The organism is Labrys okinawensis (genome assembly GCF_047345005.1).
Classification (GTDB): Bacteria; Pseudomonadota; Alphaproteobacteria; order Rhizobiales; family Labraceae; genus Labrys; species Labrys okinawensis.
On record NZ_CP178864.1, the window covers coordinates 4982337 to 5003820 of the forward strand.

Below are 21484 nucleotides of genomic sequence, written 5' to 3' on the forward strand. Positions count from 1 at the left end.
AAATGTTGCAATGCGTACTCCACCACGCGGAACAGCCATCCGATCCGATCCGCCTCGATTTAAGGGCTTCTCTCGGGCAGTAATCACAAGTCCAAACTAAAAAGGGCGCCCTTCATTTCTGGAGGGCGCCCGTGTGGTATTGCGCAAAAAACCTCAGCCGAGCAGCGCCTTCAGTTCGGCCCTCAGTTCATCGCCAAGCCCTTCGCGCTCCAGTGCATAAGCGACGTTGGCGGTGAGGAAGCCGATCTTCATGCCACAATCATAGATGCGTCCCTTGAACACCGAGCCGTAGAACTTCTGCTGCTTGGCGAGCTTCAGCATGGAATCGGTGAGTTGGATCTCGCCGCCTGCGCCACGCTCCTGTTTTTCCAGGAGATCGAAGATCTCGGGCTGCAGGATGTAGCGGCCCGACACGGCAAGGTTGGACGGCGCCGTGCCCTTCTTGGGCTTTTCCACCATCTTGGTGATCTCGAAGGCGTTGCCGCCGACGCTCTCGCCCTTGCCGACGATGCCATATTGATGGGTCTGGTCCTCGGGCGCCTCGAACACTGCGATGTGATTGCCGCCGACCCTGTCATAGGCCTCCACCATCTCGGCGAGGCAGCTCGTGCCCTTGGAGTGATGAAGCATGTCCGGCAGCAGCAAGGCGAAGGGTTCGTTGCCGACGATCTCGCGCGCGCACCACACGGCATGGCCGAGGCCGAGGGGGGCCTGCTGACGGGTGAAGCTGGCCTGCCCGGCGGCGGGGAGGCTGCGCTGCAACTCCTCGAAGGCCTCCATCTTGCCGCGCTCCTTCAGCGTGGCGTCGAGTTCATAGGCGACATCGAAATGATCCTCGATGACGCCCTTGTTGCGGCCGGTAACGAAAACGAAATGCTCGATTCCGGCCTCGCGGGCTTCGTCTACCACATGCTGGATGACCGGTTTGTCCACCACGGTCAGCATTTCCTTTGGAACGGACTTGGTGGCCGGCAGGAAGCGGGTGCCGAGGCCGGCGACAGGAAACACGGCTTTACGAATGCGCGTCATGAGAAACCTTCGATAGACCCTTTGGAAATTTGGGTGATGTTTCAGAGACTGGTATGAACCTCCTCGGGCGAGGAGGCGATGGCCGACCCTATCGACAGTTGGGCCGGGCGGCAACGCCGGGCTTGCCTGCTTGAGGTGTCAAATAAGCGGTAAGGGCTTGCGGCACCACCGCTTCTCGCCAGGATTGCGGTGGAATGTCTCAACCATGCGACAAAATCCCAACACGCCACTGTGCAAAGCGTTTCGAACAGCTCATTCCGGTTGACGCCTTCAGGAATCCGGAAGGGGCGACTTGCCCATTTTGCCATAGCTGGCTACTGGTTCTCGACACAATTGAGTGGCAGGTGGGCGGACCCGTCGAGTGACAAAGGACCGGAGGCTGGCGCGGGGTGCCAAACTCTGGCTGGAGATCGCATGTTGCAGTTTATTCGCGTAATCGCAGCCTCCCTGGCCATGATAATCGTCATGGCCATGGTCGGCGGCGCTGCGCATGCGCTGGAGCCGGTATCGGTAAATGGCGACGTCGACGCCATCGACCTCCTTCCCGCGGTCGAGAGCTATTCGAGCCAGGGCGACCGTATCCAGATCCAGACGGCTCCGGGCGCCGACGGCATCGTGCGCCGCATCGAGGTGCGCTCGAAGCAGCCGGGCACCAATCCGCACTGGATCGTCTTCGCCCTCGCCAACACCACGGACGAGCAGATCGACCGTATCGTCGTCGCCCCCCATTTCCGCCTGGTCGGCTCGGGCCTGGTCTGGCCCGATCTCGGCGCATCGCGCATCGCTGAAATCACGCCGAGCCAGGGTTTCCAGCCCGAGCGCCAGGACGACGATGATGCCGACGTCTTCCGCGTCACCTTGGATCCCGGCTCGCGCATCACCTTCGTGGCTGAGCTGCGCACCGCCAAGCTGCCCCAGCTCTATCTGTGGGATCCGGACGCCTACAAGGACAAGGTCAACTCGCTGACGCTCTACAAGGGCATCGTGCTAGGCATCGCCGGCCTGCTTGCGCTGTTCCTCACAATCGCCTTCGTGGTCAAGGGCACGGCGATGTTCCCCGCCGCTGCAGCCCTGGCTTGGGCTGTGCTCGCCTATCTCGCCATCGATTTCGGCTTCCTGCACAAATTCCTCGCTATCGCCTCCGATGGCGACCGGGTCTGGCGAGCCGGCGCCGAGGCGGTGTTCTCGGCGACTCTCCTGGTCTTCCTCTTCGCCTACCTCAATCTCAACCGATGGCATGTGCGCTATTCGGTGGTCTCAGCGCTCTGGCTGGTGGCGCTCGCCGCCCTCGTCGGCCTTGCCGTGATCAATGCCCCCGTCGCCGCCGGCGTCGCTCGCATCTCGATCGCGACACTTGCGGTGGTGGGCCTGCTTATCATCCTCTTCCTCGCCTTCTATGGCTATGACCGCGCCGTGATGCTGATTCCCACCTGGACATTGCTGCTGGGCTGGGTCGCGGCGGCGGGGCTGACCATCATGGGCCATCTCACCAATGACCTGGTTCAGCCCGCCCTTACCGGTGGTCTCGTGCTGGTGGTGATGCTGATCGGCTTCACGGTGATGCAGCATGCCTTCGCGGGAAGTGCCTTCGCGCCCGGCCTGATGACGGACAGCGAGCGCAAGGCTCTCGCCCTCACCGGCTCCGGCGATGTCGTATGGGACTGGGACGTGCCGGCGGACCGCATCTATGTGAGCCCGGAGGCCGACCAGTTGCTCGGCGTGGCGCCGGGCGCCCTCGACGGGCCGGCCAGCGGCTGGCTCGACCTCGTCCACATCTTCGATCGCGACCGCTTCCGCACTGCCCTCGATGCGGTGATCGACCAGCGCCGCGGGCGCGTGAGCCAGGATTTCCGTATCCGTGCCGCCGATGGCCATTACATGTGGTTGAACCTCAAGGCGCGTCCCGTGGTGGGTTCGGATGGCGAGGTGGTACGCTGCGTCGGCACCGTCTCCGACATCACCGAGCAGAAGACGGCCGAGGAACGACTGCTGCACGATGCGGTGCGTGACAATCTCACGGGCCTGCCCAATCGCGAGCTCTTCACAGACCGCCTGGATACCGCCCTCACCTTTGCCAAGAACGATCCGAGCATCAAGCCGACCGTGCTGCTGCTCGATCTGGACCGCTACAAGCAGGTCAACGACGCGGTGGGCCATTCGGTTGGCGATTCCATCCTGCTCACGGTCTCGCGCCGCCTTTCGCGCCTCTTGAAGCCGCGCGACAGCGTCTGCCGCATCTTCGGAGACCAGTTCGGCATGCTGATGCTCTCCGAACCCGATCCCGAGCGCATCGCGGCCTTTGCCGAGGCGATCCGTCGCTCGCTGCGCGCGCCCGTCGCCGTGGCCGACCGCGAGATCTTCCTCACCGCCTCCATCGGCGTTGCCATCTATGATCCGCAAGCGCCGGTGAAGGCGGACGAGTTGATCAAGGATGCCGAGATCGCGATGTATCACGCCAAGAAGGTCGGCGGCGACCGCATCGAGATTTTCCACTCGGCGATGCGGGTGGAACGTCCCGATCGCTCGACCCTGGAAGCGGACCTGCGCCGCGCCATCGAGCGTGACGAGCTGAAGGTGCTGTTCCAGCCGGTGGTGCATCTGCAGGACCGCACCATCGCCGGCTTCGAGGCGATCGTGCGCTGGGAGCATCCCAAGCTCGGCCGCCTGCCGCCCGCCGAATTCACCGCCATGGCGGAGGAAACCGGGCTTATCGTCGATGTCGGCCTGTTTGTGCTCGACCGTACCGCCCGCCAGCTCTCGATCTGGCAGCGCCTGGTCGAGGTCGATCCGCCGCTCTTCGGCATGGTCAACATCTCAAGCCGGCAATTGCTGCGCCAGGACCTGGTGCAGGACCTCAAGGCGGTGATGGCGCGCGCCGGCATCGAGCGCGGCTCGCTCAAGCTGGAAGTCTCCGAGAGCCTGGTGATGGAGAATCCGGAATATGCAGCACAGATCCTGGCTCAGCTCTCCGATCTGGGCGTGGGCCTGGCCATGGACGGCTTCGGCACGGGCTATTCCAGCTTGTCCTACCTGCAGCGCTTCCCGTTCGACCTTTTGAAGATCGATCCGAGCTTCGTGAAGCCCAACAGCCGCGGCCGGCCGGTGATCCTGAGATCCATTATCGGCATGGCGGGGGATCTGGGCATGGAAGTCATCGCCGACGGCGCCGAGACCGATTCGGATGCCGAGGAACTCGGCCAGCTCGGCTGCCAGTTCGCACAAGGCGAAGCCTTCGGCGATCCCGTAACGGCAGAAGAGGCAAGGCGGCTGATCGCCGGGCCGGTCAGGCTGAGGGCATAGGCTGGAAAAGTGGACGTCCCGTCCGCACTCCCGGCGCTACGCGTGTCCTGCTTCCGGCGAGAACATCCCCGGCTCGATGCCGAGCTTCCTCAAGGCCCGCAGATATTTCGTATCGACATCCGCGTCGAACAGCAGCGCCGAATCGGCGTCGCAATGCAGCCAGCCATTGGCCTGGATCTCGCGTTCGAGCTGCCCCGGCTGCCAGCCGGCATAGCCAAGGGCCAGCAACGCCTTCTCCGGCCCCTCGCCCAGAGCGATGGAGCGCAGGATATCGAGGGTCGCCGTCAGGCAGATATTGTCCTCGATCTGCATGGTCGAATTGTCGATGACGACATCATTGGTGTGGAGCACGAAACCCCTGCCCGATTCGACCGGCCCACCATTCACGATGCGGATCGGCTGGCCGCGCGGCGCCCTGAGGTCCGCCAAGCCCTCGATCACGCCGAGCTGCTTGAGGAGGTCGGGAAACTTGATGTTCTTGGCGGGCTGGTTCACCACGATGCCCATCGCGCCTTCGGCAGAATGGGCGCAGACATAGATCACGGTGCGCGCGAAGCGTTCGTCATGCTGGAGGACCGGCGTGGCCACAAGCATCTTGCCGTCGAGAAATCCGCCGGAAGAATCATCGCCAAGGGGAATATAGCGCCTCATGGTCTCAATCGTGCCGCATGGAACTGGCTTTGTTAAGGCATAATTTTGGTCAACCGTGGCGAAGACACATCCACTCTTTGGCGACCTGCCTCACGAGAATGTCACGCCTTCGTGCCTGGCGCTATTGACCATTCGCAGTTATCCGTCTCGAAGGATCCCCATTTTGAATCTCGGCCCAGGATTGATGCGCAGCCTCGTACTATCAACCCTCGTCCTGGCTCTAGCCGGGCTTCCCGCCGCCGCCCTCGCCGGTGAAGCCTCGGCCTGGTCCGCCGTCGATGGCGCGGCTGTGCGCCTGCTGCCGGGCAACGCACCCGGCAATGGGCCCGCCGGCCTGGAGATCAAGCTCAGCGAAGGCTGGAAGACCTATTGGCGCAACCCTGGCGATGCCGGCATTCCGCCGACCTTCGACTGGTCGAAATCCGAAAATCTCGGCGGCGTGACCGTGCTCTGGCCCGCGCCGACCCGTCTGGATGACGAAGGCGGCTCCTCGGCGATCTACAAGGGCGATGTCGTGCTGCCCCTGAAGGTGACGGCAGCCGATCCCACCAAACCCGTCCGCCTGTCGCTGGCGCTGGACTACGCCATCTGCCATGAGATCTGCATGCCCGCCAAGGGCAGCGCCGATCTCACCCTGGCCCCGGGAGCGCAGGGCGGCGAAGGAGCTGATGCTATTGCCGAGGCGGTGAAGCACGTCCCCAAGCCCGCGGCGATCGGTGCGCCGGAGAGCCCTGCCATCAGCAAGGTTACGCTCGACACCTCGACCAAGCCCGCCACGCTCACCATCGACGTCAAGGCAGCCTCCGCGGCCTCGCTTTTCGTGGAAGCGCCACTAAAATGGTATCTGCCGATGCCGAACCCCGCACCAGGGGCGGACAAGGCCAATCCCAAGCAGTTCGTGTTGCAACTCGATGGCCTGCCCAAGAATGCCACGTTGAGCGGAAATGAACTTCGCTTCACGCTCTCGACTGGCGAGGGCGGCGTGGAGAGCCTATATCGGTTGCCGTAACCCCACGACCAATCCCTCCCCCATGGAGACTCACGTGACGATCAAGCCCGGCGACAAGCTTCCCGAAGTGACGTTCCGCGTCGTGACGCAGGACCAGCCCGCACCCAGGAGCACTTCCGACATTTTCGGCGGCAAGAAAGTGGTGCTGTTTGCCGTTCCCGGCGCCTTCACGCCGACCTGCCACCGGAATCACCTGCCGGGCTATCTGGAGCATTACGATGCCTTCAAGGCCAAGGGCGTCGACACGGTCGCAGTGACGGCCGTCAACGACGTCTTCGTGATGGACGCCTGGGCCAAGGCGACCGGCGGCCTCGGCAAGATCGAGTTCCTGGCCGACGGCAGCGGCGACTTCGCCAAGGCGACCGGCATGGAGCTGGATCGCGTCGCCGCAGGCCTCGGCGTACGCTCGCAGCGCTATGCCATGCTGGTCGAGGACGGCGTGGTGAAGGTGCTCAATCTCGACGATGGTGGCAAGCTGGACATTTCCGGCGCCGACACGATACTGCAGGCGCTATAACTGGGAGCGTGTTTCCCTGGGATCGCAGGCATCTTTGCCTGCTCTTCCCTCTCTGAAAGTGCGGCGCTTCCAAGAGCAGGCAGATCGCAGGGTGGCTACGACAGCGCCGCCGCCCTGTCGCGCTTTTCCTGCAAATAGGGCGCCATGCCCTCGCGGGCCAGCAGGTCGGCCTCCTCGTTCAAGGGGTGGCCGGCATGGCCCTTCACCCAGTGGAACTCCACTTCGTGGCGCTCGAGCGCGACATCGAGCCTGCGCCAGAGATCTTCGTTCTTCACCGGCTTCTTGTCGGCGGTGCGCCAGCCATTGCGCTTCCAGCCATGGATCCAGCCGGTGATGCCGTTCTTCAAATATTGGCTGTCCGTATGCAGGTCGACGGCGCAGCCGCGCTTCAGCGTCTCAAGCCCCTCGATCGCCGCCTGAAGCTCCATACGATTGTTGGTGGTCTCCAGCGCCCCGCCCTTCAGCGTCTTGCGGTGTTCGCCGAACATCAGGATCGCGCCCCAGCCACCCGGCCCGGGATTGCCCGAGCAGGCGCCGTCCGTATAGAGCGTCACCCTCTTTTCGGTCATAGGTCGAATCCGTATTCGGCCGGGCTCGAGACGCGCTGATGGAAGCGCAGCTTCTTCCAATATTCCAGCGGATCCTTTGGCTTGACCATGGCGCCCGGCGGCACGCTGAGCCAATCGACCAGGCGCGTCAGCATGAAGCGCAGAGCCGAACCACGCGCCAGGATGGGCATGGCATTCATCTCTGCGTCCGACAGCGGCCTGACGGCACGATAGCCGGCCAGTAGTGCCCTACCCTTGGTGGCATTGTAGGCGTGATCAGTCTCGAAGCACCAAGCGTTCAGGCATACGGCCACGTCATAGGCGAGGATGTCGCTGCAGGCGAAATAGAAATCGATCAGGCCCGAAAGCTTGCCGTTCAGAAAAAAGACATTGTCCGGAAAGAGATCGGCATGGATGACGCCGGTGGGCAGCCCCTGCGGCCAATGCTGCTCGTGGAAAGCCAATTCATCGGCGATGATGGCCGTGAGGCCGTGCAGCACGCTGTCGGCGCGGCCATCAGCCTGCTTCGCGAGCGCCAGCCAGCCTGAGAGCGAGAGGGAATTTGGCCGGCTCATCGGAAAGGAGATCGTGGCGTTGTGCATCGCGCCAAGCGCCCGCCCCACGGCGCCGCAATGCTCGACACTGGGCCGCTTGATCCACACGCCTTCGAGGAAGGAGATGATCGCCGCCGGGCGCCCGGCCAGCTCGCCCAAAACCCTGCCGTCGCGCCGGTGGATCGGCGTCGGGCAGGTGACGCCGCTCTTCGACAGGTGCTCCATCAGCTCCATGAAGAAAGGCAGGTCCGTGCGATCGACCCGCTTCTCGTAGAGCGTGAGGATATAGGCACCCTTCTCTGTGCGCAGAATATAATTGGTGTTTTCGACACCCTCCGCGATGCCCTTGCAGGCGAGCACGCCGCCAATATCGTATTGGGCGATGAAACCGGCGAGGTCCTCGTCATTGACTTCGGTATAGACGGCCATCAGCGCGCCACGCTTTCAGGCTGGCGCACATCGCTGGTCCTCGGGTCCCCAGTTCTCAAGTCTCTCGGCAGGGGGAAGAACACGCTCTCATCGGCCGTCGACACAGTCTCGACCGTGATGGCATAGCGCTCGGCGAAGGCATCGAGAACCTCCTCGACCAGGATCTCGGGGGCCGAAGCGCCGGCAGCGACACCGAGCGATTTCAGATTGCCGAAGCGGTTCCAGTCGATGTCGCAGCCGCGCTGCACCAGCTCGGAGATGGTACAGCCGGCGCGTTCGGCGACCTCACGAAGGCGCTGCGAGTTGGAGGAATTGGGCGCGCCCACCACGATGAAGCCTTCGACCCGCGGCGCCACGGCCTTCACCGCTTCCTGGCGGTTGGTGGTGGCGTAGCAGATGTCTTCCTTGTGCGGACCGACAATGGCTGGGAAACGCGCTTTCAGGGCATCGACGATGTCGCGGGTATCGTCCACCGAAAGCGTGGTCTGGGTGACGAAGGCGAGCGCCTCGGGATTGGCCGGGGTGAAGGCGGCGACATCGGCGACCGTTTCGATCAGACGTATGGCGCCATCGGGTAGCTGGCCCATGGTGCCGACGACTTCCGGATGGCCATGATGGCCGACCAGCACGATCTCGCGACCGCGCTTGTGATGGATCTCGGCCTCGCGATGCACCTTGGTCACCAGCGGGCAGGTGGCGTCGATAGCGAAGAGATTGCGGCTCTCGGCGGCGGATGGCACGGATTTGGCCACGCCATGGGCCGAGAAGATCACCGGCGCCTGCGTCTGCGGCACCTCGTCGAGCTCCTCGACGAAGATCGCACCCTTCGCCTTGAGACTCTCCACGACATATTTGTTGTGCACGATCTCATGGCGCACATAGACCGGCGGGCCATAGATCTTGAGAGCCTGCTCGACGGCGTCGATGGCGCGCACCACGCCGGCACAGAAGCCGCGGGGAGAGCAGAGCAGGATCTTGAGCGTAGGTTTGTCAGAAATCATCACGCGCCGGATATGGGGCTCACGGGCGAGAGACGTCAAGCGGATTTGGCGTGGAAAATGCCGGGAGCGCGGACATCTTGTCCGCCTCTTGGAAACGATATGCCCTGCGGCAAGGAAAGAGCGGACAAGATGTCCGCGCTCCCAATCATCCCCTCTTTGCGAAGTCCTCGACCTTGGCCGCGCCCGTCATGATCGCCACTACGTCGGCCATCGAATGCGTCTTCGGGCTGACCACGGCCGCTCGCTTGCCCAGGCGCATGATATGGATGCGGTCGGCCAGCTCGAACACATTGGGGATATTGTGGCTGATCAGCACCACAGGCAGGCCCCGTTCTCGGATGGCCTTGATCAGTTCGAGCACCTGCCCCGTCTCGCGGACGCCAAGTGCTGCCGTCGGCTCGTCCATGATCGCCAGCTTCTTGGCAAACAGGGCAGCCCGGGCTACGGCCACGCCCTGGCGCTGGCCCCCGGAGAGCGATTCCACTGCGCTGTGGATCGACGGCAGGCGGAACTTCAGCTCCGACATGGCCTTTCGCGCTTCGTCCCGCATCTTCTTCTTGTCGAGGCGGCGGAAGACCGTGCCCAGAATGCCGGGCATGCGCAGTTCGCGCCCCAGGAAGAGGTTGCTGGCGATATCGAGCGCCGGCGCCACGGCAAGGTCCTGGTAGACGGTCTCGATGCCGCGATGGCGCGCATCGAGCGGCCCCTTGAAATGCACGGCCTGGCCATCGAGGAGGATCTCGCCGCTGTCCGGCTTCAAGGCACCGGTAAGTGCCTTGATCAACGAACTCTTGCCAGCTCCATTATCACCGACGACGGCCAGGATCTCGCCCCTGCGCAGTTCGAAATCCACGCCGTCCAGTGCCGTGACATGGCCGTAGTTCTTCACGACGTTGCGGGCTTCGAGAATGATCTCGGAAGAAGGTGCTTCTGTCATCAACGCCTCCCGCGCGAAAGCTGGTCGAAGGCCACGGCCACGATGACCAGTACGCCGGTGATCAGGTCCTGCCAAAGCGGATCGATGCCGGCGAGGGTCAGGCCGTTGCGTAGCACGCCGACGATCAGTGCGCCGATCAGCGTGCCGAGGAGGCCGCCGCGGCCGCCGAACAGCGACGTTCCGCCGATGACAACGGCCGTGATCGAATCGAGATTGGCCGTCTGCAGCGAGTTCGGATCGGCATTGGGAATACGGCCAAGCGCCAGCCAGGCCGTGATGCCGTAGATAAGGCCGGCCAGCACGTAGACGGAGAGGAGATGCCGCCGCACGGGGATACCGACCAGCCGGGCCGCCTCGGGATTGTTACCGATGGCGTAGACGTGCCGGCCCCATTTGGTCTGGTTCAGGAGATACCAGACGATGGCGTAGAGCAGCAGCATGGCAATGACGCCATAGGTCACCACGAAGCCGTAGATCGCGTCCCCATTGCCGGTCCAGCTCAGGAATTCATCGTCGACGGGGAAGGCACCGCCGGCGGAAATCAGGCGCAGCGCTGCGGTGATGATGCCGAGCGTGCCGAGAGTGACGATGAATGGCGGCAGTCTCAAGCCGCTGATCAGTCCGCCTGCCACGGCGCCGGCAATCGTGCACAGTATTATGGCGAAGGCCATGGAAAGCACGGGATCATAGCCCGAGTCGGCCATCTTGCCGGCAACGATGGTGCCGAGCACGCAGATGGCACCGACGGCAAGATCGATGCCCGCCGTCAGGATGATCAAGGTCTGACCGATTGCCAGCGTGCCGACCACCACGGTCTGCTGCAGGATGAGCGAGATGTTCTGCAGGGCCAGGAAGCGGTCATTGATGCTGGCAAAGATCACGCAAAAGACCACCAGCACCAGGAAAGGCCCGGCAGAGGGCGTCGCGAAGATACGCGCAAGCAGGCTGCGCTCTTTTTCGGGCGATGAAACCGTGGTTGTACTCATCAAATCCTCGAGAGGCCGCGAAGAGGATTGCGCAGTCATCCCGGACGCGATGCGGCACGCAGTGACGCTTCGCTGATCCGGGACCGCAGAAAGAATGAGGTCTTATGGGCTCTCGATCCCGTGTCTGCGCCGCTCCATTGCATGGTGCGGCGCGCACGGGATGACATTTACTCGCCGCCCCAGCAGTTCTTCAGGCCCCAGGCGGTATCCTTGGAATCAACGCCCTTCATCGGCTTGTCGGTGATCAGTTCCGAGCCAGTGTTGATAAAGCCCGTGGGCTTCTTGCCGGACTTGGCGTATTCGGCCACGGCATCGACGCCGGCCACCGCCATCTTGTAAGGAAACTGCATCACGGTGCCAGCGATCTTGCCCGACTTGACGTTCTTGACGCCCTCGCAACCGCCGTCGATCGAGGTCAGCATCACGCTCTTGGCCTTGCCGAAGGATTTCAGAGCAGCATAGCCACCCGCAGCGGCGGGCTCGTTGATGGTGTAGACCACGTTGATGTCGCCATTTTTCGACAGCAGGTTCTCCATGCCGGTCTGGCCCTTGTCCTGCGCGCCATTGGTGATGGCGGAGCCGACGATGACCGGGTCACCTTCCTTGACGCCGAAGCCCTGCAGATAGCCATTGTGGCGCATCGTATCGACCGTGCCGCCCGGCGTGCCATCCAGCATGGCGAGAATCGGCTTCTTGTCGCCCATCGCAGCCTTGGCATAGGCACCCTGCTTCACACCCGCCTCGAAATTGTCGGTGGCGTAGGTGGCGTCGACCGCATCGGCTGGATCGGTGGCGGTGTCGAGGGCAATCACCAGGACGCCGGCGTCGCGCGCCTTCTTGATGATGCCGAGCATGCCGGTGGAGTTGTTGGGCGTCACCAGGATGCCCTTGGCGCCGGCGCTGATGAGATCCTCGATGGCCGCGACCTGGCCTTCATTGTCGCCGTCGAACTTGCCGAAGCGGGCGATCAGCTTGAGGCCCTTCTTCTTAGCCTCAGCCTCGGCGGCCTGGCGCAGCTTGACGAAATAGGGATTGACCTCGGTCTTGGTGACGAGGCCGACGATGACCTGATCCGCGGCCTTGGCCTTGTCGGCTGTGGCAAGCGTGGTGAAGGCCGCAAAGCCAAGGGCGGCCGTGGTGATCAGGGCAGTCGACGTGAAAGTCTGGCTCAGGCGAAAAGCTGGCATGGAATCCTCCCAGGATTATTATGGTCGGAGCTTGTCGCTCTCTTCTCGATGGTGGCCTCTCATTCGGAGGCATCGGATTAATGCATCATCGCTGAATGATTGCAAATTTATTTTGATTGTTTTTAGGCATAACACTCCGGAGCGCATCACCGGCTAACTTGCGTCAGTCCGCCCGCCACGATGCGGTTGAGGTCATGCATGGCGCCACGCACCGGCTGGCTGTCGCAAAGCGCGCGGTAATTGCGATAAAGCACGCGGTAGACCGAGGCTGCCTCCTCATAGGGACGGTAGCGCCTGAAGCTGCGCGCGCCGAAACGAGCCGAGCCTTCGGAATAATTGGCAACCACCCCCGCCGCCACGGCGCCATGGATGGCGGCGCCGACCGCGGTGGGATTGTCGATCTCCGGCACCTCGACCTCGCGTTCGAACACATCGGCCATGATCTGCACCAGCAGCGGATTGTTGAGGGCGAGGCCGCTGGAGAGAATGATACGCCCGATGGCAAAGCCGCCGGCGATGAACAGGTCGTAGATGCTGCGAGCCCCGAAGCAGAGCGATTCAAGGAGCGCGCGATAGATCCCGGCCGCCGTCGTGCTGGTCTTGAGGCCGAGCAGCAGCCCGCTGAGGCCGGAATCAGCCAGCGGCACGCGATTGCCGTTCCACCAGTCGAGCGCGAGGAGATGGTTGGCGCCGGGCTCCAGCCTGGCAGCTTCCTCATTGTAGAGGCGGAAATTCTCGGCCGGATCCTGCGAGCGTGGAAAGGCCCGCACGAACCAGGCGAGCGTATCGCCGAATCCCGCCTGTCCGGCCTCATAGCACCAGAGGTCGCGTACCGACCCGTCGAAGGCAACGCCTTCGATGCCCGGCGGCAGCGGACGGAAATCCTTGCCGAGGACGAGATAGACCGCCGATGTGCCCAGCGCCCCGACCAGGCAGCCATCGCTGACGCCGCCCACGGCCGGCAGCACGACATGGGAGTCGATCACTGCGACCGCCACCACGGCCTTTCCGGCAATGCCGGTGCGTTCGCGCCAAGCCTGGGTCAGCCCACCGCCTGGAGAGCCGATACGTTGCGGCGGTGCGAGACGGCTGGCAAGGCCGGGCACGAGATGGGTGGGATAGCCGGCTTCCGCCGAATATTGCGCCTTGTAGGCCGCAAGGCCGAGGCTGCGCGTCTCCTGCCTCGTCAATTGCCAGACCAGCCAATCGCCGGCCTCGATGAAGCGCCCCGTCTCCCGCCAGAGCTCCGGCGCCTCAGCGGCCATCTGCACGGCCTTGGCGAGCAGCCATTCGCCCGAGACCTTGCCGCCGAAATTGTCGAGAAAGGCCCCACCCCGCGCATTGATCGCTTCAGCCTCAGCCTGTGCAGCGCCATGCTTCCACAGTTTGACATAGGCGTGAGGCTGGTCCGGATGATGGTGCGAGAGCGCCTGCCCCTCGCTCGTGGCGGGGAGAGGCGAACTCGCGGTGAAGCCGAGGCCGATGCCTTCGATCTCCCTGCCCCGCCCCAGCGCCGACAGGATCGCCTCGGCCGCCTCGACATAATCGGCCGCATCCTGGAGCGCCCAGAGGGGCGGCAAGGCGCGGCCGTCGGGCATGGCGGTCATCACACCGTGGCGGTACGGAAAAGCATGGCTCGCGATCTGCTCCCCGCTTTCGACATCCAGCAGGACGCCACGCGCTGATTCCGTGCCGTAGTCGAGACCGATGACATAGCGACGGGCCATGGGGCGGGCCTTCCCTTTTGCGACGGGCACACCTTAGACGGCAGCAGTCACAAATCAACGCTTATGTTTGTTTTCAGACAAAAGGGGGAGGTTAAATTTGCTCCTGGGAGCGCGGACGTCTCGTCCGCTCTTCCTCAATCGCAGGACGCATCGCTTCAAGCGTGGACGAGGACCTCCGCGCTCCCAGTTAGCGCCTTCCTCACCGCTGGCGCCACAACCGTGCCGAACAGCTCGATCGACTTCATCATTCTCGCATGGGGAATGCTGCCCATGCTGAACTTGATGAGAAAGCGGTCATGCTTGAAGAGTTCGTGCTCGTAGAGGATCTTGTCGATCACCCTCTGGGGGTCGCCGACGAAATCCGAACCGGTGGGCGAAATCGAGGCCTCGAACTGGCCTCGGCTCAAGGGTGGCCAGCCGCGCTCGCGGCCGATGCGGCCCATTACATCGACATAATAGGGGAAGATCGCATCGGCCGCCTTCCTGCTGTCCTCATCGATATAGCCATGCGAATTGATGCTCACCGGCAGCCTGGCCGCATCATGCCCCGCGCGCCGCGCCGCCTCGCGATAGAGATCGACCAGCGGCTTGAAGCGGGCAGGCTCGCCGCCGATGATCGCCAGGGCCATGGGCAGGCCCAGCGTGCCGGCGCGGATCACCGATTGCGGATTGCCGCCGACGCCCACCCAAACCGGCAAGGGCTGCTGCACCGGGCGGGGATAGATGCTCTGGCGATTGAGAGGGGCGCGATGCTCGCCTTGCCAGCTGATGGTGGTCTGCTCGCGGATCCTGAGCAGCAGTTCAAGCTTCTCGGCGAACAGGCTGTCATAGTCGTTGAGGTCGTAGCCGAAGAGCGGGAAGGATTCGATGAAGGAGCCCCGGCCCGCCAGGATCTCGGCCCGGCCGCCCGAAAGCAGGTCCACCGTGGCGAATTCCTGGAACACGCGCACCGGATCGTCCGAGCTCAGCACCGTCACGGCGCTGGTGAGGCGGATGCGCTTCGAGCGCATGGCGGCAGCCGCGAGCAGAACGGCGGGCGCGGAGGCGGCGAAGTCCGGGCGATGATGCTCGCCGATGCCGAACACATCGAGGCCGACCTGATCGGCGAGTTCGACTTCCTCCATCAGATTGGCAAAGCGCTCCTTAGCGCCGATGACCACGCCAGTTGCGGGATCCGCGGTGGTCTCCCCGAAAGTGTAAAGGCCGAGTTCCATGCTGTTCGAAGCCTCGCCGCGGGCATGGTGCCCAACGACATCTGGTGTGAATATTATGGTTACAAAACGTAACTTGGGCTAAATAAGATACAGTTCTAAAATGGACAAGGAGGCACATTCATGGCCCTGGGTGACACCGATGTAACCATCGACACCAGCAATGTCGCCGAGAGTTGCCGCCCTGTCACCGAGATCCTCTCTCGCATCGGCGACAAATGGAGCATCCTGATCGTGATGGCGCTGAGCGCCGGTCCGCGGCGCTTCAGCGAGCTGAAGCGCAACATCGACGGCATCTCGCAGCGCATGCTGACGCTCACGCTCAAAGGGCTGGAGCGGGACGGCCTGGTCAGCCGCTCGGTGACGCCAAGCATCCCGCCGCGGGTGGACTACGAGCTTACAGCCCTCGGCCATTCCCTGCGCGAGCCGGTGAACGCGCTGGGCCGCTGGGCCTTCGCCAACCGGCCGGCGATCCTGAAGGCGCGGGAGCTGTTCGACGGCCTGGGAGCGCGGACGTCTTCGTCCGCTCTTCCCTTGTCGCAGAGCGTGGCAGTTCCGAAAGCGGGCGGGACGTCCGCGCTCCCGGCTAGTCCGCCGGCCCCACCGCCACGTTGATGGTCTGCGCCTTCACGCCGCTGATCTGCAGCGTCACAGGGCCTGGCTTGAGATCGAAGCGCACGCTCTTGCGCAGGCCGGGGCAGCCTTTCGCGCCGCTGAAGGCGCCCGATTTCACCGCGGCGCCACCCTGAATTACATCGATCCAGCCCTCATCGGAGAGGGTCACCTGGTAGATGGCCGGCTTGTCGAGCGGCGGCAGCGACATAATGGCGCCGAAGCTGCCGGGCGCGGGCTTGTGCTCGGGAGCTATCGCAAAGGCGAGGCCATCGATCGGGCTGAGCTGCAGGGCTGCCGCGCCCTCGGGTTTGGCCAAGGTGGCGCCCGAAGCGAGTGAAGGCGGCGAGGCCTGGAACCATGCCTGTTCGCGGGTGAGATCCCATTTGAAGGACTTGCAGGCCGCGTCATCGGCGAGTGTCGGCACGGCACCCGAAATCGTCAGGGCCATGACGAGCAAGGAAAGGCTCGCAAATTTGCGCATATGCGATCTCCAGCGGCGAGGGTGCCCGGATCATAATCAGTTCGCCGTTATATCCAACTGGGAACAAGGCTGCAGTTCAGGTCACCTGAGATAAGACGTCCGGCTCACATAGGATTTGCGCGGCCCCTCGACGACATGAACAACCGCAAAGCTGCCATCGCTGCGGAATTCGTAGCGGCTGTCATAGCGGTCTGGCGCGCACAGATGGAGATCGGCGCCGACGAGGCCGCTCTCCCCCTCTTCGAGAATGAGGCGATGAAAGAGCTGCGAGCAGGCCTCGTCGAAGAAGATCGCGAGGCCGTCCTCCTCCTGACGGTAGAAATAATGGCGGGTTGCCGGCATGGCCGGGCCGCCTTCGAGGGCTAGCGTCGCGTGTTCGGCATAGATGGCCTCGCCCGCTGTCCCGAGCGTGAAGGTGGCCGTGCCCTGCATCGCCGCCATCGGCTTGCCCGAGGCAATATCGTCGACGGACCGGTCGAGCGACCATCGGCCGTCGAGAGCCGGGAGCATGGCATGGCGAAGCCACATGTGTTCCTCGTTGCAGATCCATCGAACTTGGTGGTTCCCGGCAGCAATGTCAGGGCATAGCCCTTGGCGCAAGTGGGTATCCGACGGCGGGGCAATGGCATAGCAAGCTGAGCAGCGCCAAACACGGAGTGTCGATCACCGATCGACATTTTTGGAAACGACGCGCTACCCGCCGAGGAAGATGTCGATCGGTGATCGACACTCCGATCCGATACCCCCGTCCTCCAGCAAAGAAAAAGGAGCGGGCCGATTTGCTCAGCCCGCTCCCGATAGTCTGGCATGGCCGAGGCCATGCCGCCTTTTCTTTTTATAACGGAAAGACTTACGCCGCTGCCGGCTGCTGGGCGCGCAGCAGCATGCCGAAGAGGTCGCGCGGCTCGTCGGGATCGGCCAGGAGATCGAGTTCCTCGTAGAGGCCGGTCCGGGCGAGCTGCTCGCGCACATAACGCAGGGCCGAGAAGTCCTCGATGGCGAAGCCGACGGAGTCGAACAGGGTGATCTGCCGGTTGTTGGCGCGCCCCTCGGCCGCGCCCGTCATCACCTGCCACAGCTCGGTGACGGGATAGTCGGCCGGAAGCTGCTGGATCTCGCCCTCGATGCGGGTCTGGGGCGGATATTCGACGAAGATGCCGGAGCGGCGCAGGATGTCGGCGTGCAGCTCCGTCTTGCCGGGGCAGTCGCCGCCGACAGCGTTGATGTGGATGCCGGGGCCGACCATGTTGTCGGTGAGAATGGTGGCGTTCTGCTTGTCGGCGGTGACGGTGGTGACGATATCGGCGCCCAGCATGACGTCCTCCACCGTATCGCAGATGGTGACGTCGAAGCCGAAGCCGGCAAGGTTCCTGGCGCAGCGCCGGCTGGCCGAGGGATCGATGTCATGCAGGCGCAAACGGTCGATGCCGAGCAATGCCTTGAAGGCAAGGGCCTGGAACTCGGACTGGGCGCCATTGCCGATGATGGCCATGGTGCGCGCGCCCTTCGGCGCCAGATATTTGGCGGCGAGTGCGGAGGTAGAAGCGGTGCGCAACGCTGTCAGGATGGTCATCTCAGTGAGCAACACGGGATAGCCGGTGCCGACATCGGCGAGCACGCCGAAGGCGGTGACGGTCTGGCGGCCCTCCTTGGTGTTCTTGGGATGGCCGTTGACATATTTGAAGCCGTAGACTTCGCCGTCGCTGGTCGGCATCAGTTCGATCACGCCCTCGGCGCTGTGCGAGGCGACGCGCGGGGTCTTGTCGAAGCTCTCCCAGCGCTTGAAGTCGGCCTCGATGAAACCGGCAAGCTCGACCAGGAAACGCTCGACGCCGACGGCATGCACAAGCTTCATCATGCTGTCGACGCTGACGAAGGGCACCACGTTGAGTTTGGGCAGCATGGGTCTTGCTCCGTTTGAATCAGGCCGTGCCGGCGCGCGTCGGGCGATCCATCACCCGCCGCCCCATCAGGCTGGCCACGAGGTCGACAAGGAGGATGGCGGTGCGGCCGCGCTCGTCGAGGAAGGGGTTGAGCTCGACGAGGTCGAGGCTGCGCACCAGGCCGCTGTCATGGAGCATCTCCATGACGAGATGCGCCTCGCGGAAGGTCGCTCCGCCCGGCACCGTGGTGCCGACGGCCGGAGCGATGCCGGGATCGAGGAAATCGACATCGAAGCTGACATGCAGGATGCCGTTGGCGGCCTCCACGCGCTGCAGGAAAGCCTTCAGCAGCGGGCCCATGCCGTGCTCGTCGATGGCGCGCATGTCGTGCACGGTGACGCCCGCCGCGGTGAGCGCCCTGCGCTCCGCCGGGTCGACGCTGCGGATGCCCATCATGCAGATGTTCGCAGCCTTCACCGGCGCTGCGAGGGTGGGAAAGAAGCCGTCGAAGCCAGCCTGTCCGGTGGCATAGGCAACCGGGCAACCATGCAGGTTGCCGCTCGCCGTCGAGTCGAGCGTATGGAAGTCGGGATGGGCATCGAGCCAGAGCACGAAGAGCTCGCGCCCCTGCTCAGCCGCGCGCCGGCTGAGGCCGGAGAGCGTGCCGGCGGCGAGGCTGTGATCGCCGCCGAACACGATCGGCATGCCTTCGGCGCTCATCCGGTAGGAAGCCTCTGCGAGCGCTTCGGTCCAGGCGGCGATCTCCGGCAGATTCTTCACGATCGGGTTGGGATGCTTCAACGCACGCAGGCGGGCCGGCGCCAGATTGCCGCGATCGGAAACCCGATGGCCGAGCTCTTCCAGCGCGGCGGTAAGCCCGGCGGCGCGAAAGGCGCTAGGGCCCATGTCGCAGCCAAGGCGCCCGGCGCCTTCCTGCACCGGCGCACCCAGCAAAATGCATGTTGTCGAAGGCATGTCGAACCTCGTTTGACTTGCCCGCAATCTACCGGCTCCGATTGGCGATATGAACAATACAAATTGGCAAAAGTGACAATATGGCTTATCAAATTGGCATTAAGCCTTGATCATTTCGGTGGGCCATGGACGACATCGACCAGCAGCTCCTCACCCAGTTGCGCCATAATGGCCGGCGCAGCATCTCCGATCTCGCGGCAGAACTCGGCCTGTCGCGCGCCACCGTGCGCGCTCGCATCGAGAACATGGAGAAGCGCGGCGATATCATCGGCTACACGGTCATCCTCAGAGCCGACGCCATCTCCATGCCGGTGCGCGGCATCGTGCTGATCGAGGTCGAGGGCCGCGCCGCCGACCGCGTGATCGACACGCTGGGCGGCTTTCCGGAAGTGAGCGCCGTGCACACCACGAATGGCAAATGGGACATCGTGGTGGAATTCGCGACGCAGAGCCTGACGGATCTGGATGTCGTGCTGCGTCGCATCCGGCTGATCCCGGGCGTCAATGCCTCGGAGACGAACCTGCTGCTGGCAACACCGCGGAGCACGAAGGCGAGGTTGTGATCCTTCCCGGGTGCGCGGACATCTTGTCCGCCCCTTCCTTTCAGCCCGGCGCCGCGTTTCCAAGGTGCGGACAAGATGTCCGCGCACCCAGGAAGCTCAGGTCCCGATCACGATCTCGATCAGGTTCGGCTGCCCGCTGGCAATACCCGCCTCCACCGCTCCGGCGATATCCCCGGCTCGCGTGATCCGCCGCGCTGGCACACCATAGGACTTCGCCATGGCTTGGTAATCGATCGGCGGATCGTCGAGGTCCATGGCGATGAAACGGTTCTGTCGATGCGAGGCGTAACCCGCCTGCCCCTTCATGAAGTTCTTCAGGATGTTGTATTCGCGGTTGTTCATGACGATGAAGGTAACAGGCAACTTTTCATGCGCCGCCGTCCACAGGGACTGCGGGGAATAGAGGGCAGCGCCGTCACCCACGAGAGAGACCACCGGCTCGCGACCGAGCCCCAGGCAGCAGCCCACCGCTGCCGGCATGCCCCAGCCGAGCGCACCGCCTCGCAGGAAGGAATATTGCCGCGACGAAGAGCTGTTGAGGAAGCCTCGCACATGCAGCGATGTGGCGATCGCCTCGTCGACGACGGCAACATAGGGGCCGATCGCCCGCATCGCCTGCTGTGCAGCCACCAATGGCGTGACGGGAACCACATCCATCTGCGCTGCGGCAAGCGCGGCAAGTTCCTGCCGCCGCTGTTGCTGGTCGAGCCCCGCCTGGCGCAGCAGGGCGGAATAGACCTCCGTCCTTCCGGCGACAGCCTTGGCGAGCAGGGGCGCCAGGGCATGCAGTGAATGCTTGAGATCGCCCACTACCGAGAGCCTGGTAGGATAGGTGCGGCCGAGGTCGCGCACATCCGCCGACATCTGGAACACTGCGCAGCCGGGCGGCACGGCCGAACCCTCGGTGTAGAGGATGGTGATCAGCGACTTGCCGCCGAGAGCGAAGATGGCATCGTAATCGCCGAGCCGCTGGGCAATATCCACCGCCTTCGTCGGCATGTTGCCGCGCCACAGCGGATTGGCCGTCGGGAAGGGAATGCGCGAAGGCCAGGACGAGCCATAGACGGGCGCACCCAGCATCTCCGCGATCGTCACAGCTTCCTGGGCCGCGTCACTGCCATGGATCTCGTCGCCGGCGATAATGGCCAGGCGCCCGGGCCTTATCCCGGCGAGGTGTTCGGCGAGCTTGTCGAGCGAGCCCGCCACCGGGTGCCGGTCGACCACCGAGCGCTCGGAGATGCCGACAGTGCTCATCTCCTCCATCACATCCATGGGCAGCGACAGGAAGACCGGGCCTGGTGGCGGTGCGCAGGCGTCGTGGAAGGCCCGCCTGACAAGGATCGGCAGCTGGTCGGCATGCGTGACTTCCTGCGCCCATTTTACCGCGGGCCGGGCAACCTGCACGAGATCGCCGAACAGCAGGGGATCGGTGATGGTGTGGCGTGAATCCTGCTGACCGGCGGTGACCACCAGGGGCGTCATCGAAATGCTGGCGTTGAAGAGGTTCCCCATGCCGTGGCCGAGCCCCCCCTCGGTGTGGAGATTGAGGAAGCCCGGTTTGCCGGCCGCCTGGGCGTAGCCATCGGCCATCGCCACCGCGCTCGCCTCCTGCAGGGCCAGAATGTAGCTGATGTCGGGCGCCTCGATCAGCGCGTCCATCAGCGGCAATTCGGTCGTGCCGGGATTGCCGAAGATGTAGTCGACGCCCTCGTTGCGCAGGATCTCCAGCAACACCGCCGCTCCCCGGCGCGGATTGACGGCCTCAACGGGAACGATGGCCTTCCTGTTCATGCTGATCTCCTGTGCGATTGGCGGGACGATCCTACCACCCTTGGCACTTGAAGCCTGCCCGAAGAAGCGATGGAACCTCCGCAATTTGTC

The 21484-nt window shown here is 63.8% G+C and carries 20 protein-coding genes; 5 read left to right on the forward strand and 15 right to left on the reverse strand.

Going from position 1 to position 21484, the window contains the following annotated elements; genetic code table 11:
- Positions 1 to 153: 153 nt before the first annotated feature.
- Entirely contained in the window at positions 154 to 1029 is an 876-nt protein-coding gene (gene galU, locus ACMDCR_RS23430) for a UTP--glucose-1-phosphate uridylyltransferase GalU (RefSeq protein ID WP_413988934.1), read from the reverse strand.
- 417 nt (positions 1030 to 1446) lie between these two features.
- Here galU and ACMDCR_RS23435 point away from each other — a divergent pair, with 417 nt between their 5' ends.
- The gene (locus ACMDCR_RS23435; protein WP_413993700.1) at positions 1447 to 4329 is read left to right on the forward strand and encodes an EAL domain-containing protein; all 2883 of its coding nucleotides are present in this window, start codon (positions 1447 to 1449) and stop codon (positions 4327 to 4329) included.
- Between the two features lie 36 nt (positions 4330 to 4365).
- On the opposite strand, the gene ACMDCR_RS23440 is transcribed toward ACMDCR_RS23435, so the two are convergent.
- Complete coding sequence (locus ACMDCR_RS23440; RefSeq protein WP_413988935.1) at positions 4366 to 4980, reverse strand: YqgE/AlgH family protein; 615 nt, start codon at positions 4978 to 4980, stop codon at positions 4366 to 4368.
- Between the two features lie 184 nt (positions 4981 to 5164).
- On the opposite strand from ACMDCR_RS23440, the gene ACMDCR_RS23445 reads away from it, so the two are divergent.
- Both ACMDCR_RS23445 and ACMDCR_RS23450 read left to right on the forward strand, forming a co-directional pair.
- The gene (locus ACMDCR_RS23445) at positions 5165 to 5989 is read left to right on the forward strand and encodes a protein-disulfide reductase DsbD domain-containing protein (protein WP_413988936.1); all 825 of its coding nucleotides are present in this window, start codon (positions 5165 to 5167) and stop codon (positions 5987 to 5989) included.
- 34 nt (positions 5990 to 6023) lie between these two features.
- Positions 6024 to 6506, forward strand: coding sequence for a peroxiredoxin (locus ACMDCR_RS23450; RefSeq protein WP_413988937.1), 483 nt, complete (start codon positions 6024 to 6026; stop codon positions 6504 to 6506).
- 95 nt (positions 6507 to 6601) lie between these two features.
- Here ACMDCR_RS23450 and rnhA read toward each other — a convergent pair whose 3' ends face one another.
- The 8 genes from rnhA to ACMDCR_RS23490 form a co-directional block, all read right to left on the reverse strand.
- Positions 6602 to 7075, reverse strand: a complete 474-nt coding sequence (gene rnhA, locus ACMDCR_RS23455) for a ribonuclease HI (RefSeq protein ID WP_413988938.1) — start codon at positions 7073 to 7075, stop codon at positions 6602 to 6604.
- On the reverse strand, positions 7072 to 8037 hold the full coding sequence (locus tag ACMDCR_RS23460; protein ID WP_413988939.1) for a homoserine kinase: 966 nt from the start codon (positions 8035 to 8037) through the stop codon (positions 7072 to 7074). Before ACMDCR_RS23460 ends, rnhA begins: the two co-directional genes overlap by 4 nt.
- Positions 8037 to 9038 carry a 4-hydroxy-3-methylbut-2-enyl diphosphate reductase gene (ispH, locus tag ACMDCR_RS23465; RefSeq protein ID WP_413988940.1) on the reverse strand — a complete coding sequence of 334 codons (1002 nt, stop codon included), beginning with the start codon at positions 9036 to 9038 and terminating at the stop codon, positions 8037 to 8039. Before ispH ends, ACMDCR_RS23460 begins: the two co-directional genes overlap by 1 nt.
- Positions 9039 to 9183: 145 nt before the next feature.
- Positions 9184 to 9975, reverse strand: a complete 792-nt coding sequence (locus tag ACMDCR_RS23470; protein WP_413988941.1) for an ATP-binding cassette domain-containing protein — start codon at positions 9973 to 9975, stop codon at positions 9184 to 9186.
- The gene (locus ACMDCR_RS23475; protein WP_413988942.1) at positions 9975 to 10961 is read right to left on the reverse strand and encodes an ABC transporter permease; all 987 of its coding nucleotides are present in this window, start codon (positions 10959 to 10961) and stop codon (positions 9975 to 9977) included. The genes ACMDCR_RS23470 and ACMDCR_RS23475 overlap by 1 nt, the downstream gene beginning before the upstream one ends.
- Positions 10962 to 11128: 167 nt before the next feature.
- Entirely contained in the window at positions 11129 to 12148 is a 1020-nt protein-coding gene (locus ACMDCR_RS23480) for a substrate-binding domain-containing protein (RefSeq protein WP_284315443.1), read from the reverse strand.
- Positions 12149 to 12294: 146 nt separating this feature from the next.
- Positions 12295 to 13875, reverse strand: coding sequence for an FGGY-family carbohydrate kinase (locus tag ACMDCR_RS23485; protein ID WP_413988943.1), 1581 nt, complete (start codon positions 13873 to 13875; stop codon positions 12295 to 12297).
- A 155-nt stretch (positions 13876 to 14030) separates the two neighbouring features.
- Complete coding sequence (locus tag ACMDCR_RS23490) at positions 14031 to 15089, reverse strand: LLM class flavin-dependent oxidoreductase (RefSeq protein ID WP_413988944.1); 1059 nt, start codon at positions 15087 to 15089, stop codon at positions 14031 to 14033.
- Between the two features lie 120 nt (positions 15090 to 15209).
- On the opposite strand from ACMDCR_RS23490, the gene ACMDCR_RS23495 reads away from it, so the two are divergent.
- A complete protein-coding gene (locus tag ACMDCR_RS23495) occupies positions 15210 to 15701 on the forward strand; it encodes a winged helix-turn-helix transcriptional regulator (protein ID WP_413988945.1) in 492 nt (163 codons plus the stop codon).
- On the opposite strand, the gene ACMDCR_RS23500 is transcribed toward ACMDCR_RS23495, so the two are convergent.
- The 4 genes from ACMDCR_RS23500 to rocF form a co-directional block, all read right to left on the reverse strand.
- Positions 15673 to 16182, reverse strand: a complete 510-nt coding sequence (locus tag ACMDCR_RS23500) for a hypothetical protein (RefSeq protein ID WP_413988946.1) — start codon at positions 16180 to 16182, stop codon at positions 15673 to 15675. The two genes, ACMDCR_RS23495 and ACMDCR_RS23500, sit on opposite strands and share 29 nt — an antisense overlap.
- A gap of 81 nt (positions 16183 to 16263) precedes the next feature.
- The gene (locus tag ACMDCR_RS23505; RefSeq protein ID WP_413988947.1) at positions 16264 to 16710 is read right to left on the reverse strand and encodes a DUF6314 family protein; all 447 of its coding nucleotides are present in this window, start codon (positions 16708 to 16710) and stop codon (positions 16264 to 16266) included.
- Positions 16711 to 17032: 322 nt separating this feature from the next.
- Positions 17033 to 18085 carry an ornithine cyclodeaminase gene (locus ACMDCR_RS23510; RefSeq protein WP_413988948.1) on the reverse strand — a complete coding sequence of 351 codons (1053 nt, stop codon included), beginning with the start codon at positions 18083 to 18085 and terminating at the stop codon, positions 17033 to 17035.
- A gap of 19 nt (positions 18086 to 18104) precedes the next feature.
- Positions 18105 to 19040, reverse strand: coding sequence for an arginase (rocF, locus tag ACMDCR_RS23515; protein ID WP_413988949.1), 936 nt, complete (start codon positions 19038 to 19040; stop codon positions 18105 to 18107).
- A gap of 125 nt (positions 19041 to 19165) precedes the next feature.
- Between rocF and ACMDCR_RS23520 the strand changes: the two genes are divergently transcribed.
- A complete protein-coding gene (locus ACMDCR_RS23520; RefSeq protein WP_413988950.1) occupies positions 19166 to 19603 on the forward strand; it encodes an Lrp/AsnC family transcriptional regulator in 438 nt (145 codons plus the stop codon).
- A 96-nt stretch (positions 19604 to 19699) separates the two neighbouring features.
- Here ACMDCR_RS23520 and ACMDCR_RS23525 read toward each other — a convergent pair whose 3' ends face one another.
- A complete protein-coding gene (locus ACMDCR_RS23525; RefSeq protein WP_413988951.1) occupies positions 19700 to 21394 on the reverse strand; it encodes a thiamine pyrophosphate-binding protein in 1695 nt (564 codons plus the stop codon).
- Positions 21395 to 21484 lie beyond the last annotated feature (90 nt).

Bases quoted from the DNA above. Each gene is read 5' to 3' on its own strand.
- ACMDCR_RS23505 (WP_413988947.1), bottom strand. From the start codon at position 16,710: ATGTGGCTTCGCCATGCCATGCTCCCGGCTCTCGACGGCCGATGGTCG.
- ACMDCR_RS23485 (WP_413988943.1), bottom strand. From the start codon at position 13,875: ATGGCCCGTCGCTATGTCATCGGTCTCGACTACGGCACGGAATCAGCG.
- ACMDCR_RS23510 (WP_413988948.1), bottom strand. From the start codon at position 18,085: ATGCTGCCCAAACTCAACGTGGTGCCCTTCGTCAGCGTCGACAGCATG.
- rnhA (WP_413988938.1), bottom strand. From the start codon at position 7,075: ATGACCGAAAAGAGGGTGACGCTCTATACGGACGGCGCCTGCTCGGGC.
- ACMDCR_RS23495 (WP_413988945.1), top strand. From the start codon at position 15,210: ATGGCCCTGGGTGACACCGATGTAACCATCGACACCAGCAATGTCGCC.
- ACMDCR_RS23460 (WP_413988939.1), bottom strand. From the start codon at position 8,037: ATGGCCGTCTATACCGAAGTCAATGACGAGGACCTCGCCGGTTTCATC.
- ACMDCR_RS23475 (WP_413988942.1), bottom strand. From the start codon at position 10,961: ATGAGTACAACCACGGTTTCATCGCCCGAAAAAGAGCGCAGCCTGCTT.
- ACMDCR_RS23470 (WP_413988941.1), bottom strand. From the start codon at position 9,975: ATGACAGAAGCACCTTCTTCCGAGATCATTCTCGAAGCCCGCAACGTC.
- ACMDCR_RS23480 (WP_284315443.1), bottom strand. From the start codon at position 12,148: ATGCCAGCTTTTCGCCTGAGCCAGACTTTCACGTCGACTGCCCTGATC.
- galU (WP_413988934.1), bottom strand. From the start codon at position 1,029: ATGACGCGCATTCGTAAAGCCGTGTTTCCTGTCGCCGGCCTCGGCACC.
- ACMDCR_RS23440 (WP_413988935.1), bottom strand. From the start codon at position 4,980: ATGAGGCGCTATATTCCCCTTGGCGATGATTCTTCCGGCGGATTTCTC.
- ispH (WP_413988940.1), bottom strand. From the start codon at position 9,038: ATGATTTCTGACAAACCTACGCTCAAGATCCTGCTCTGCTCTCCCCGC.
- rocF (WP_413988949.1), bottom strand. From the start codon at position 19,040: ATGCCTTCGACAACATGCATTTTGCTGGGTGCGCCGGTGCAGGAAGGC.
- ACMDCR_RS23490 (WP_413988944.1), bottom strand. From the start codon at position 15,089: ATGGAACTCGGCCTTTACACTTTCGGGGAGACCACCGCGGATCCCGCA.
- ACMDCR_RS23445 (WP_413988936.1), top strand. From the start codon at position 5,165: ATGCGCAGCCTCGTACTATCAACCCTCGTCCTGGCTCTAGCCGGGCTT.
- ACMDCR_RS23525 (WP_413988951.1), bottom strand. From the start codon at position 21,394: ATGAACAGGAAGGCCATCGTTCCCGTTGAGGCCGTCAATCCGCGCCGG.
- ACMDCR_RS23500 (WP_413988946.1), bottom strand. From the start codon at position 16,182: ATGCGCAAATTTGCGAGCCTTTCCTTGCTCGTCATGGCCCTGACGATT.
- ACMDCR_RS23520 (WP_413988950.1), top strand. From the start codon at position 19,166: ATGGACGACATCGACCAGCAGCTCCTCACCCAGTTGCGCCATAATGGC.